General features: G+C 59.5%; 9 protein-coding genes and 1 tRNA gene. 7 read left to right on the top strand and 3 right to left on the bottom strand.

Going from position 1 to position 12,912, the window contains the following annotated elements:
• Nucleotides 1-57 precede the first annotated feature (57 nt).
• Nucleotides 58-1,287: a multifunctional CCA addition/repair protein gene (locus KL786_RS13635; protein WP_215517939.1), complete on the top strand. Its 1,230-nt coding sequence runs from the start codon at nucleotides 58-60 to the stop codon at nucleotides 1,285-1,287.
• 90 nt (nucleotides 1,288-1,377) lie between these two features.
• On the opposite strand, the gene folK is transcribed toward KL786_RS13635, so the two are convergent.
• Nucleotides 1,378-1,896: a 2-amino-4-hydroxy-6-hydroxymethyldihydropteridine diphosphokinase gene (gene folK, locus KL786_RS13630; protein ID WP_215517938.1), complete on the bottom strand. Its 519-nt coding sequence runs from the start codon at nucleotides 1,894-1,896 to the stop codon at nucleotides 1,378-1,380.
• Entirely contained in the window at nucleotides 1,887-2,240 is a 354-nt protein-coding gene (gene folB / locus KL786_RS13625; RefSeq protein WP_029296829.1) for a dihydroneopterin aldolase, read from the bottom strand. Before folB ends, folK begins: the two co-directional genes overlap by 10 nt.
• A 74-nt stretch (nucleotides 2,241-2,314) precedes the next feature.
• Between folB and plsY the strand changes: the two genes are divergently transcribed.
• On the top strand, nucleotides 2,315-2,884 hold the full coding sequence (gene plsY / locus KL786_RS13620; RefSeq protein ID WP_029296831.1) for a glycerol-3-phosphate 1-O-acyltransferase PlsY: 570 nt from the start codon (nucleotides 2,315-2,317) through the stop codon (nucleotides 2,882-2,884).
• 32 nt (nucleotides 2,885-2,916) lie between these two features.
• Here the strand turns inward: plsY and tsaD are convergent, their stop codons facing one another.
• Nucleotides 2,917-3,942, bottom strand: a complete 1,026-nt coding sequence (gene tsaD / locus KL786_RS13615) for a tRNA (adenosine(37)-N6)-threonylcarbamoyltransferase complex transferase subunit TsaD (protein ID WP_032858553.1) — start codon at nucleotides 3,940-3,942, stop codon at nucleotides 2,917-2,919.
• Nucleotides 3,943-4,145: 203 nt separating this feature from the next.
• Between tsaD and rpsU the strand changes: the two genes are divergently transcribed.
• From rpsU to KL786_RS13590, 5 genes are all read left to right on the top strand, one after another.
• Nucleotides 4,146-4,361: a 30S ribosomal protein S21 gene (rpsU, locus tag KL786_RS13610; protein WP_002551877.1), complete on the top strand. Its 216-nt coding sequence runs from the start codon at nucleotides 4,146-4,148 to the stop codon at nucleotides 4,359-4,361.
• Between the two features lie 446 nt (nucleotides 4,362-4,807).
• Nucleotides 4,808-6,778, top strand: a complete 1,971-nt coding sequence (dnaG, locus tag KL786_RS13605; RefSeq protein WP_215517937.1) for a DNA primase — start codon at nucleotides 4,808-4,810, stop codon at nucleotides 6,776-6,778.
• Between the two features lie 67 nt (nucleotides 6,779-6,845).
• Nucleotides 6,846-8,696: an RNA polymerase sigma factor RpoD gene (gene rpoD, locus KL786_RS13600; RefSeq protein WP_032858556.1), complete on the top strand. Its 1,851-nt coding sequence runs from the start codon at nucleotides 6,846-6,848 to the stop codon at nucleotides 8,694-8,696.
• A gap of 124 nt (nucleotides 8,697-8,820) precedes the next feature.
• Nucleotides 8,821-12,564 (top strand): EAL domain-containing protein, encoded by a 3,744-nt coding sequence (locus KL786_RS13595; protein ID WP_215517936.1) that lies wholly within the window; start codon nucleotides 8,821-8,823, stop codon nucleotides 12,562-12,564.
• 137 nt (nucleotides 12,565-12,701) lie between these two features.
• Nucleotides 12,702-12,778 (top strand) — tRNA-Ile (locus KL786_RS13590).
• Nucleotides 12,779-12,912 lie beyond the last annotated feature (134 nt).

The raw sequence follows: 12,912 nt of genomic DNA, 5'->3' as shown, positions 1-12,912 counted from the left end.
ATTGCCTCCATTGGCCAGGCACAGGCGTTATCCTGTAGGGCTAATGGAGGCTTTTTCATGCGAATTTACAAAGTCGGCGGTGCGGTACGTGATCGCCTGCTGGGCATCCCGGTTACCGATATCGACCGCGTCGTTGTAGGTGCCACCACCGAAGAAATGCTCGCCAGGGGCTACAAGCCTGTGGGCTCTGACTTCCCTGTGTTCCTTGACCCGAGTAATGGCGACGAATACGCCCTCGCCCGCACCGAACGCAAGAGTGGCCGGGGTTATGGCGGTTTTGTGTTTCACGCCAGCCCCGATGTCACCCTGGAAGAAGACCTGATCCGCCGCGACCTGACCATCAACGCCATGGCCGAGGATGACGACGGTAACCTGACCGATCCGTACCACGGCCAACGTGATCTCAAAGCCCGCATTTTACGTCACGTTTCCCCGGCATTCGCCGAAGATCCCCTGCGAGTCCTGCGGGTCGCACGATTTGCCGCACGTTATGCCGGACTTGGGTTTACCGTCGCCCCCGAAACCCTCGAACTCATGCACCAGCTCAGTGACTCCGGCGAACTGGAAGCCCTGACACCCGAGCGGTGCTGGAAGGAAATTTCCCGGGCGCTGATGGAAGATCAGCCCCAGGTATTTATCCAGGTGCTGCGCGACTGTCACGCCCTGAAAACCTTGCTGCCGGAAGTGGATGCGCTGTTCGGCGTTCCACAACCCGAAGCGCACCATCCAGAAATTGATACCGGCATTCACACCTTGAGCGTGCTGGAACAGGCCGCCCTGCACCGCCAACCCTTGACCGTGCGCTGGGCTTGCCTGCTGCATGATCTGGGCAAGGGCCTGACGCCTGTGGATAAGTTGCCCCGACACATCGCCCACGAACAGAGGGGCCTGAAGCTGATCAAGGCGATCAATGAGCGCTTCAAAGCACCGAAAGACTGCCAGGAACTGGCGCTGCTGGTAGGTGAATACCACACCCACGGTCATCGGGCGCTGGAGCTCAAGGCTTCGACGCTGCTGGAGTTGCTGCAGAGTTTTGATGTATTCCGCCGGCCACAGCGCTTCGAAGAGTTTATCGTCGCATGCGAAATGGACGCGCGTGGGCGCAAGGGCCTTGAGCAGAGAAGTTATCCACAGGCGGATTATTTACGGGCTGCCGCGCAGGTGGCGCGAGGTGTTGCAGTGGCGCCGCTGCTGGAGAAAGGCTTCAAGGGCCCGGAACTGGGCGAAGCCCTCAAGCGCGAACGGCTCAAGGCCCTGAAAGCCTACAAGGAACAACATTCACTGTAGGAGCGGGCTTGCCCGCGAAAAACGCCAGAACGACACAGTAAACCTGTATGCCCGCGTTATCGTTGATGTTTTTCGCGAGCAAGCTCGCTCCTACAGAAGAACGTCCGGGGTCAGTTGCTGGTCGCGCCATTTGAAGACCACAGGTGCCAGCACCTGATCGATCTGTGCATCGCGCCACAACGCGGCAAACGTTTTGCCCACTACAGGATGCACACGTTCCGGCGCCATCAACGACAGCGGCCACAACACAAAGGCGTTCTTCAGGATTTCCGCCCGCGGCAACACCAGACCATCGAAATCACCGGTCAGGTCGCCATACAACAACACATCAATATCCAGTGGCAGCCCCTTGCGATTCGGGGCATAGCGGCCATTATCGGCCTCGATCGACTTCAACCGCCGATCCAGTTCCGCCAACGATAAATCGGTATACGCCGACACCACCAGATTGAAGAACGGTCCACTCTTGATTCCCACCGGCTGGCTTTCGAACACGGCGGAGCAGCGCAAACCCGTCAAAAAGCCTGAGAGCGCGTCAAGGCCCGCATGCAAATGAGGCTCGCGCTCGATATTGCTGCCAAGACCAAGGTAAACCTGAGTTAGCGACATCCGCGCTCGATCTCCACGCCCACGCCCTTGGCAGCCGGGACGGCACCGGGCTTGGTCAACTTGAGGTGCAGCCAGGGAATCTGGAACTCTTCCATCAAAACTTGCGCCAGGCGCTCGGCAAACGTTTCCACCAGCTGGAATTGCGCTTGCGCGGCAAAAGCCTGGATACGTGTGGAAACACTGGCGTAGTCGAGCGCCAGGGTCAGGTCATCACCGGCCGCGGCCGGGCGATTGTCCCAGGCGAAACTCAGGTCCAGGCGCAGGCACTGACGGATACCTCGCTCCCAGTCGTAGGCCCCGATCACGGTGTCGACTTCCAGGCCTTCGATAAACACTCTGTCCAAGCACTCTTCTCCACAGCACGACAAGGGCGCAATGCCCCGTTAGAATCAAGGCGTCCTCGCCCGGAATAGTTAGCATGTCTTGGTTACTGGCGACCCTCGCCTACCTGCTCGGCTCGCTGTCCTTTGCCATCTTGCTCAGCCGCCTGACGGGAAATCCCGACCCGCGAATGAGTGGCTCAGGCAATGCCGGCGCCACCAACATGTTGCGCCTGGCCGGTAAAAAACTCGCCGTACTGACGTTGTTCGGCGACGTCTGCAAAGGCCTGTTGCCGGTACTGATCGCCGATCTCGCCGGCCTCTCCCTGCAACAACAAGCCTGGATTGGCGTATGCGCCGTGCTCGGCCATCTGTTCCCACTGTACTTTCGCTTTCGCGGCGGCAAGGGCGTCGCGACGGCGGCCGGCATGCTGCTGGGGATCTACCCGCCAGCGGCGCTACTGGCCATTGCCGCCTGGTTGCTGACGTTCTACCTGACCCGCACCAGCTCCCTCGCAGCGTTGATCGCCACCCCCCTGACCCTGCCGCTGCTGGCCTGGCAGGAACCGGCAGCGCTGCTACCGATGAGCGTGCTCACCCTGCTGATCGTCTGGCGCCATCGCGGCAATTTACGCGACCTGTTTGCCGGGCGCGAACGGCATTTTTAAATACCCCGGTGAACCCGGCTCATGTTCGTCGATCACAACGGCGGCAACTGCTCCATCGGCCAGCGCGCCTGCACGCTGATGGCCAGGCTCTCGTGCTGGCCTGCCTGCAAGCGCTGGCAACCGGCAAAAGCGATCATCGCGCCGTTATCGGTGCAGAACTCGGGGCGCGCGTAAAACACATCGCCCTTGAGGTCGCCGAGCATTTTTTCCAGCGACAGACGTAACGCCTGGTTGGCGCTGACGCCGCCAGCAATCACCAGGCGCTTCATGCCCGCCTGCTTCAAGGCGCGCTTGCACTTGATGGTCAAAGTCTCCACCACCGCCTGCTGGAACGCCAGAGAGATGTCGCAACGGACTTGCTCACTGTCGTCCCCGGCGCTGACGCTTTGCTGCCAGGTGTTCAAGGCCGAGGTTTTCAAGCCACTGAAGCTGAACATCAGGCCCGGGCGATCACACATGGGACGCGGGAAGGTATAGCGCCCTGCCACGCCTTTTTGCGCCAGGCGCGCGATTTCCGGCCCACCGGGATAATTGAGGCCCATCATCTTGGCAGTCTTGTCGAAAGCTTCGCCGGCGGCATCGTCCAGGGTTTCCCCCAGAAGCGTGTACTGACCGATTGCATCGACCTGAACCAACTGCGTATGCCCCCCCGAAACCAACAAAGCGACGAACGGGAACCCGGGTGGGTTTTCTTCCAGCATGGGTGCCAATAAATGGCCTTCCATATGGTGCACGCCAAGGGCTGGAATACCCCAGGCAAATGCCAGTGCCTGGGCGCAGGAAGCCCCAACCAGCAGGGCCCCGACCAATCCAGGGCCGGCGGTGTAGGCAATGGCATCAATCTCGGTCGCGACACAATCGGCCTCGTCCAACACCTGGCGGATCAATGGCAGCATGCGTTTGACGTGATCACGGCTGGCCAGCTCCGGCACCACGCCGCCATAGGCGCGGTGCAAGTCGATCTGACTGAACAGTGCATCGGCCAAAAGCCCGCGTTCACTGTCGTAAAGCGCGACGCCGGTCTCGTCGCAGGAGGTTTCTAAGCCCAGTACTAACATGGGTTTGCGCCTTGTAGAGGCTGAATTCGAAGGCGCGCATAATAGTCGCCACTTCCGGCCCCGACCAGCGGTTTTCGATCAGAGGCTTTGCATTCCGGTCAATGAGGGGTTAACATCCGCAACCCTTAAAAACCGACGACCTCAGCCGCGAATTTTTTGCGACGAGAACGTTGATTCCCGGTAATGAAAGAAGGTAGCTCTGGATGCCAGCCGTCAAAGTAAAAGAGAACGAACCCTTCGACGTAGCTCTGCGTCGTTTCAAGCGCTCCTGCGAAAAAGCCGGTGTTCTGGCTGAAGTTCGTAGCCGCGAATTTTATGAGAAGCCAACTTCTGAGCGTAAGCGTAAAGCAGCAGCCGCTGTTAAGCGTCACGCCAAGAAAGTTCAGCGCGAACAGCGCCGCGCCGTTCGTCTGTACTAATACACAGACGTTCGTAGCAAGCTTCTGCCAAGCCCGGCCCTCAGCCGGGCTGTTGGCATTTGCAGATATCGCTTGATGCTTCACCGTCGACGCCGCACACGCGACCGAGACAAAGCTTCACACGTCAGGACTGGCTCTTTTGCCAGCGGTGCACGTCTCTTCTGACGAGCCTATCAAGGCTACTGACGAGCACACCTATTTTTCAGGCAGGCGATCAATAGATCGGCTGTGCCCCACGATGAGCTTCCGAGGCCGCCATTGGCCGTGACCGGACTCCAGGGCAACACTTTCAAACACGTCGAAGACTGATTGGAACTAACGTCAGTGAACGCTCGACAGATAGACTTCCTGACAGCCCAAACAGACAATCGATGATCAAGACGCCGCCAAGTGCGCCTTGAGTGTGTCGCGGGCCCTCATTTACACGCAGTGATGACGAGAACGCCATGGCCGGGCTAATTCCCCAGAGCTTTATTGACGACCTTCTGAACCGCACCGACATCGTCGATGTTGTCAGCTCGCGCGTGCAAATGAAAAAGGCTGGCAAGAACTACACCGCCTGCTGCCCGTTCCACAAAGAAAAAACCCCATCATTCAGCGTCAGCCCCGACAAGCAGTTCTATTACTGCTTCGGCTGCGGCGCTGGCGGCAACGCCCTCGGCTTTATCATGGACCACGACAACCTGGATTTCCCCCAGGCCGTCGAGGAACTGGCCAAGGCCGCCGGCATGGAAATCCCTCGCGAAGAAAGTGGCCGGCCGCACAAACCGCGCCAGCCCACCGACTCGCCGCTGTACCCGCTGCTCACCGCCGCCGCCGAGTTCTACCGCCAGGCACTAAAAAGCCATCCCCAGCACAAAGCCGCCGTGAACTACCTCAAGGGCCGCGGCCTGACCGGGGAAATCGCTCGCGACTTTGGCCTGGGCTTCGCCCCGCCAGGCTGGGACAACCTGTACAAGCACCTGAGCAGCGACACCCTGCAGCAAAAAGCCATGATCGACGCCGGCCTGCTGGTGGAAAACGCCGAGACTGGCAAGCGTTATGACCGCTTCCGCGACCGGGTGATGTTCCCGATCCGCGACAGCCGTGGCCGCATCATTGCCTTTGGTGGCCGGGTGCTGGGCGACGACAAGCCTAAATACCTGAACTCCCCGGAAACCCCGGTGTTTCACAAGGGCCAGGAACTCTACGGCCTGTTCGAAGCGCGCAAGAACAATCGCAACCTCGATGAAATCATCGTGGTCGAAGGCTATATGGACGTCATCGCCCTGGCCCAACAAGGTCTGCGCAATGCCGTGGCGACCCTCGGCACCGCCACCAGTGAAGAACACATGAAGCGCCTGTTTCGCGTGGTGCCCAGCGTGCTGTTCTGCTTCGACGGCGACCAGGCCGGCCGCAATGCCGCCTGGCGCGCCCTCGAAGCCACGCTGTCGAGCCTGCAGGATGGGCGCCGCGCGCGCTTTCTGTTCCTGCCCGAAGGCGAAGACCCGGACACCCTGGTGCGCTCCGAAGGCACCGATGCGTTCCGCGCGCGCATTCATCAGCACGCACAACCGCTGGCCGATTATTTCTTCCAGCAATTGACTGAAGAAGCCGATCCGCGCTCCCTCGAAGGCAAGGCCCACATGGCCACGCTCGCGGCACCGCTGATCGACAAGGTACCCGGCGCCAACCTCAAGGCCCTGATGCGCCAGCGCCTGCTGGAAATCACCGGCCTGAGCGGCGAGGCAGTCAGCCAACTGGTGCATAGCGCACCACAGAATGCGCCACCGGCTTACGATCCAGGCTTCGACTACGACGCCATGCCGGACTACGCTGACTTTCACCAGCCCCAAGAAGCCTTTGCGCCTCAACAGGAGTGGACGCCGAAGAAACCCGGCGATGGCGGCAAAAAGTGGGACAAGAAGCCCTGGAGTAAAAACGGCAAGCGCGGCGACCGCGACGAGTCGTACGCCCCCCGTACGCCGGTGGCCGTAGAAGCCCCGACGCTGATTGCCCTGCGCACCCTGATCCACCACCCGCAACTGGCGGGCAAGGTAGAAAGTGCCGAGCATTTTGCCAACGAGAGCAATACCTACGCTCAGGTGCTAATCGCCCTGATCGAGGCCGTGCAGAAAAATCCTAAGCTAAACTCAATCCAGTTGATGGCCCGCTGGCACGGAACAGAACAAGGGCGACTATTGAAAGCCCTCGCCGAAAAGGAATGGCTAATTGACGGCGATAACCTTGAACAACAGTTTTTAGACACCATTACTAGGTTATCTGCGGGCCAGCATACGCAGACCCTCGATGAACTTATCAAGAAAGCAAGGCAGCCGGGATTGTCGGCTGAAGAGCAAATTCAGATAGCAAAACAGATGCGCGACCTCTTAAAACAGAATGTTTGCGCATCAAACCCGACCTCAACTGGCGCGTGAGGTCATAGCTCGGGTATAATCCTCGGCTTGTTTTTTGCCCGCCAAGACCTTCAGTGGATAGGGTGTTATGTCCGGAAAAGCGCAACAGCAGTCTCGTATCAAAGAGTTGATCGTCCTTGGTCGTGAGCAGGGTTACCTGACTTACGCGGAGGTCAACGACCACCTGCCGGAGGATATTTCAGATCCGGAACAGGTGGAAGACATCATCCGCATGATTAACGACATGGGGATCAACGTATTCGAAGCTGCGCCAGATAAGGATTCTCTTATGCTGGCGGACGCCGATACCGACGAGGCCGCCGCTGAAGAAGCTGCTGCCGCGCTGGCTGCTGTGGAGACCGATATCGGTCGTACCACCGACCCTGTGCGCATGTATATGCGTGAAATGGGTACCGTCGAGCTGCTGACACGCGAAGGCGAAATCGAAATCGCCAAGCGTATCGAAGAGGGCATCCGTGAAGTGATGGGCGCAATCGCGCACTTCCCAGGCACGGTTGACCACATTCTCTCCGAGTACACCCGCGTTACCACCGAAGGTGGCCGCCTGTCCGACGTCCTGAGCGGTTACATCGACCCGGACGACGGCATCGCGCCGCCTGCCGCCGAAATACCGCCGCCTGTCGACCCCAAAGCCGCGAAAGCGGACGACGAGACCGACGACGACGAGGCTGAAGCCAGCACCGACGACGAAGAAGAAGTCGAAAGCGGCCCGGATCCGATCATCGCAGCCCAGCGCTTTGGCGCCGTCTCCGATCAGATGGAACTGGCGCGCAAGGCCCTGAAGAAGCACGGTCGTGGCAGCAAGCAGGCAACCGCCGAACTGCTGGCCCTGGCTGAGCTGTTCATGCCGATCAAGCTGGTGCCCAAGCAATTCGAAGGCCTGGTTGAGCGGGTTCGTAGCGCCCTTGAGCGTCTGCGTGCACAAGAGCGTGCGATCATGCAGCTCTGTGTCCGTGATGCGCGCATGCCGCGTGCCGACTTCCTGCGCCAGTTCCCGGGCAATGAAGTTGACGAAAGCTGGACCGACGCACTGGCCAAGGGCAAAAGCAAATACGCTGAAGCCATTGGTCGCTTCCAGGCCGACATCGTTCGTTGCCAGCAGAAGCTGACTGCATTGCAGACCGAAACCGGTCTGACGATTGCCGAGATCAAGGACATCAACCGTCGCATGTCGATCGGCGAGGCCAAGGCCCGCCGCGCGAAGAAAGAGATGGTTGAAGCGAACTTGCGTCTGGTGATCTCCATCGCCAAGAAGTACACCAACCGTGGCCTGCAATTCCTCGACCTGATCCAGGAAGGCAACATCGGCTTGATGAAAGCGGTGGACAAGTTCGAATACCGTCGTGGCTACAAGTTCTCGACTTATGCCACCTGGTGGATCCGTCAGGCGATCACTCGCTCGATCGCCGACCAGGCCCGCACCATCCGTATTCCGGTGCACATGATCGAGACCATCAACAAGCTCAACCGTATTTCCCGGCAGATGTTGCAGGAAATGGGTCGTGAACCGACCCCGGAAGAGCTGGGCGAACGCATGGAAATGCCTGAGGATAAAATCCGCAAGGTATTGAAGATCGCTAAAGAGCCGATCTCCATGGAAACCCCGATCGGTGATGACGAAGACTCCCACCTGGGTGACTTCATCGAAGACTCGACCATGCAGTCGCCAATCGATGTCGCCACCGTTGAGAGCCTTAAAGAAGCGACACGCGACGTACTGTCCGGCCTCACTGCCCGTGAAGCCAAGGTACTGCGCATGCGTTTCGGCATCGACATGAATACCGACCACACCCTTGAGGAAGTCGGTAAGCAGTTTGACGTGACCCGCGAGCGGATCCGTCAGATCGAAGCCAAGGCGCTGCGCAAGTTGCGCCACCCGACGAGAAGCGAGCATTTGCGCTCCTTCCTCGACGAGTGATCACAAAACCCCCAGGCCCTGGCCTGGGGGTTTTGCTTTGTGCAGATTAAATTCTCCGCGCTTTACCCCCCCTCGCAATGCCCGTCTACACTCGAAACATTCCCCGTGCCATAACGAGACCGTTATGCCCAGACTGCCGGCCGTGCTACTGCTGTCGCTGCTGACCTGGACCGCAACGGCTGGCGCGTTGACTCTCACCGATGAAGAGCATGGCTGGTTGGCGGCCCACCCAGAATTGCGCCTGGGCGTTGATGCTTCGTGGCCGCCGTTTGAATACCGCGATGAAGAAGGCCGCTACCAGGGCCTGGCCGCCGACTATGTGCGGCTGATCCAGGAACGCCTGGGCATCAAGATCAGACTGATCGAGCCCGCCAACTGGAGCGCGCTACTGGAGCAGGCCCGGAACAACCAGCTCGACCTGTTGCCAGGGATTATGTCCACCCCGGAGCGTCAGGGTTTCCTGGCATTTTCCCGGCCTTACCTCGACTTCCCCATCGTCATTCTTGCCCATGAAGGCGGTGCCCAGCCCCGCTCCCTCAAGGATCTGTATGGACTGAAGATCGCGGTGGTGGAGAACTATGCCCCCCACGAATTGCTGCGTACCCACCATCCCGACCTGAACCTGGTCGCGATGCCCAACGTCAGTTCGACGTTGCAGGCCCTGGCCACTGATGAAGTAGACGCCGTCGTCGGAGACCTGGCCTCCAGTGTCTGGAGCCTGCGCCAGCTCAAGCTCGACGGTTTATACGTCAGCGGCGAAACGCCTTATCGCTACCAACTGGCAATGGGCGTGCCCCGCCAGAACAAAATGCTGATAGGCATTCTGGATAAAGTACTCGCCGACCTGAGCCCCAGCGAAATCAACGAGATCCAGGAACACTGGGTCGGCAATGTCATCGATCATCGGGCCTTCTGGGCCGACTTGCTGCTCTACGGCCTACCTGCCGTGCTGCTGTTGAGCACCGTGCTGGCCATCGTGATCCGAATCAACCGCCGGCTCAGCTCGGAAATTTCCCGCCGGGTAGCCCTGGAGCAAGAGCTGCGCAGCAGCGAATACCATTACCGTGGCCTGGTGGAAAGCCTGTCGGCCATCGCCTGGGAAGCGGACATCGCGGACTTCACCTACAGCTATGTGTCACCCCATGCCGAGGAACTGCTGGGCTATCCACGGGCGCACTGGCTGATCCCGGGCTTCTGGCGCAACATCATCCACCCCGCCGACCTGACCCGCGCCGAAACCTTCTGCCAACGTGAAACCCGCGCCAACCGCGACCACAGCATCGACTACCGAGTGATCACCGCCGACGGCCGTTGCCTGTGGGTCAGGGACATTGTCAGCCTGATCAAGCATGGGCATGAGCCGGTCATGCGTGGGCTGATGATCGACATCAGCGAGGCCAAGCGCACGGAGGAAGCGCTACAACTTTCGCAGGAGAAGTTCGCCTCGGTATTCCAGCAATGCCCGGACATATTAGTGATCGCCCGCCTCTCCGATGGCTGCTTGCTGGAGGTCAACAAGGCCTTCGAGGACCAGATTGGCCTGAGCGCCGCCGAGGTCATCGGCAAGACCGCCACCGAGCTGAATATCTGGGGCATCCAGGGCGTGGGGCCCAACCTGCTCAAGCGCGTACAGACCACCAGCATTCGCAACCTGGAGATGCCGTTCCTGCGCAGTAACGGCCAGGCGTTTACCGGGCTGATTTCTGCCGAACCCTTCCAGCTCGATGCGACCGAAGCGTTGGTGGTCGTGGTGCGGGACATCACTCAACTGAAAGAAACCCAACAACTGTTGCAAACCTCCGAAGAGAAGTTCGCCAAGGCCTTCCATGCCTCGCCCGACGGCTTATTGCTGAGCCGCCAACGCGATGGCCTGCTGTTGGAGGTCAATGAAGGCTTTAGCCGTATAACCGGTTTCAACAGCGCGACGTCCCTGGACCAATCGACCATGGACCTGGGCATCTGGGTGGATTTGAACGAACGCAAGCACATGCTTGACCTGCTGCAGCGCGACGGCCTGGTGCGTGATTTCGTCTGCCATATCCGGCGCAGTGACGGCCAGATTCGCCTGTGTGAAGTGTCCAGTCGCCCACTGCCCATTGGCGACGAAGACTGCATGCTGACCATCGCCCGGGACATCACCGAACGCCAGTTGATGCAGGAAAAACTGCAACAGGCCGCGACGGTTTTCGAAAGCACCGCCGAAGGCGTGTTGATCACCGATACCCGGCAGAACATCAGCGCCGTCAACCGCGCCTTCAGCGAAATCACCGGCTACAGCGAAGCCGAAGCCCTCGGCCACACCCCGCGCCTGCTGGCCTCCGGGCTGCACGACAGCGCGTTCTACGCCGCCATGTGGCACCAACTGACGGCCAACGGCCATTGGCAAGGCGAGATCTCCAACCGACGCAAGAACGGCGAGCTGTATCCCAGTTGGCTGACCATCAGCGCCGTGCGCAACCCCGACCAGTCAATCACCCACTTCGTCGCGGTGTTTGCTGACATCTCCAGCCTCAAGCACGCCCAGGCACGGCTCGACTACCAGGCGCACCACGACCCCCTCACCGGGCTGCCCAACCGCACTCTGTTTGAAAACCGCCTGCAAACCGCCCTCAACAATCAACCGGGAACGGCCAGCCAGGGCGCGGTGCTGTTTCTCGATCTCGACCGCTTCAAGCACATCAACGACAGCCTCGGCCACCCGATTGGCGACCTGCTGCTCAAAGACATCGCCGTGCGCCTCAAGGAACAACTGCGCGATATCGACACCGTGGCCCGCCTGGGCGGTGACGAATTCATCATCCTGCTGCCCGGCCTGCAACAAGCCAGCGACGCCCAACACCTGGCCAATAAACTGCTGGCCTGCTTCACCCTGCCCTTCCAGGCAGGCGAACACGAGTTTTTTATCAGCGCCAGTATCGGTACCAGCCTCTATCCGCAGGACGGTATCGACGTCGCCACCCTGGTCAAAAACGCCGATGCCGCCATGTACCGCTCCAAAGCCAAGGGCCGTAACCGGGTCGAACGCTACACCCAGGACCTGACCGCCCAGGCCAACGAACGCGTCGCCCTCGAACACGAACTGCGCCGAGCCATCGAACGCGAAGAACTGTTTCTGTATTACCAGCCGAAATGGAGCCTGGAAACCCAACAACTGATCGGCGCCGAAGCACTGATCCGCTGGCGCCACCCGACATTTGGCGATGTGCCTCCCGAGCACTTCATCGCCCTGGCCGAAGAGAACGGCATGATCCTGCAAATCGGCGACTGGGTCCTGGAACAGGCTTGCCGCCAACTGCACCTGTGGCGCAAATCCTATGACGACTTTGGCCCGCTCTCCGTCAACCTTGCTGGCGCCCAACTGCGCCACCCCAACCTGCTGGGGCGCATCGAGCAATTGCTGCAGGACAACCGCCTGGAACCGGGTTGCCTGCAACTGGAAATCACCGAAAACTTCATCATGAGCCAGGCCGAAGAAGCCCTGGAAGTGCTGCATCAACTCAAGCGCCTGGGCGTGCAACTGGCTATCGACGACTTTGGCACCGGCTACTCATCCTTGAGCTACCTCAAGCGCCTGCCCCTGGACTTCCTGAAAATCGACCAATCCTTTGTCCGCGGCCTGCCGGACGACCCCCACGACGCCGCCATCGTGCGCGCCATCATCGCCCTGGGCCACAGCATGCAATTCACCATCATCGCCGAAGGCGTGGAAACCCCCGCCCAGCAAGCTTTCCTCGCCGACGAAGGCTGCGAACAAATGCAAGGCTACATCGTCAGCCTGCCCCTGCCCGCCGACATCTTCGCCGCGACCTTCCTTCACATGACCCATTCGGATTTTTCGGATAGCACAGTGGAGAAACCATCGTTATAATCCGCGACCTACTGAGGGCCTATAGCTCAGTTGGTTAGAGCAGGGGACTCATAATCCCTTGGTCGTAGGTTCTTATGTGGTATGAATGTCGGTGTGGCATTTGAACCTCATTTCTGGTAGTTTTGCATCACCTCAGCGCCACTGTAGCTCAATTGGTTAGAGCAACCGACTCATAATCGGTGGGTCGCGGGTTCGATTCCCGCCGGTGGCCCCATCTCCTTGTATATCAAGCACTTCATGAATTCTGCACAACTTCTCTGACAACGCTGTCGGAGTTTTTCGCGTGCTAAAAAATCCTCGTTTCAAGACTTTTGCTTGACATGGCAAGTCCAACACCGAAAGCTATAT

Source organism: Pseudomonas sp. TAE6080 (genome assembly GCF_018732265.1).
Lineage (GTDB): Bacteria > Pseudomonadota > Gammaproteobacteria > Pseudomonadales > Pseudomonadaceae > Aquipseudomonas > Aquipseudomonas brenneri.
Note: the sequence above shows the minus strand (reverse complement) of the source record. Positions and strands in the feature narration are given on the sequence as shown.

Bases quoted from the DNA above. Each gene is read 5' to 3' on its own strand.
- rpsU (WP_002551877.1), top strand. From the start codon at position 4,146: ATGCCAGCCGTCAAAGTAAAAGAGAACGAACCCTTCGACGTAGCTCTG.
- KL786_RS13635 (WP_215517939.1), top strand. From the start codon at position 58: ATGCGAATTTACAAAGTCGGCGGTGCGGTACGTGATCGCCTGCTGGGC.
- plsY (WP_029296831.1), top strand. From the start codon at position 2,315: ATGTCTTGGTTACTGGCGACCCTCGCCTACCTGCTCGGCTCGCTGTCC.
- folK (WP_215517938.1), bottom strand. From the start codon at position 1,896: ATGTCGCTAACTCAGGTTTACCTTGGTCTTGGCAGCAATATCGAGCGC.
- KL786_RS13595 (WP_215517936.1), top strand. From the start codon at position 8,821: ATGCCCAGACTGCCGGCCGTGCTACTGCTGTCGCTGCTGACCTGGACC.
- rpoD (WP_032858556.1), top strand. From the start codon at position 6,846: ATGTCCGGAAAAGCGCAACAGCAGTCTCGTATCAAAGAGTTGATCGTC.
- dnaG (WP_215517937.1), top strand. From the start codon at position 4,808: ATGGCCGGGCTAATTCCCCAGAGCTTTATTGACGACCTTCTGAACCGC.
- tsaD (WP_032858553.1), bottom strand. From the start codon at position 3,942: ATGTTAGTACTGGGCTTAGAAACCTCCTGCGACGAGACCGGCGTCGCG.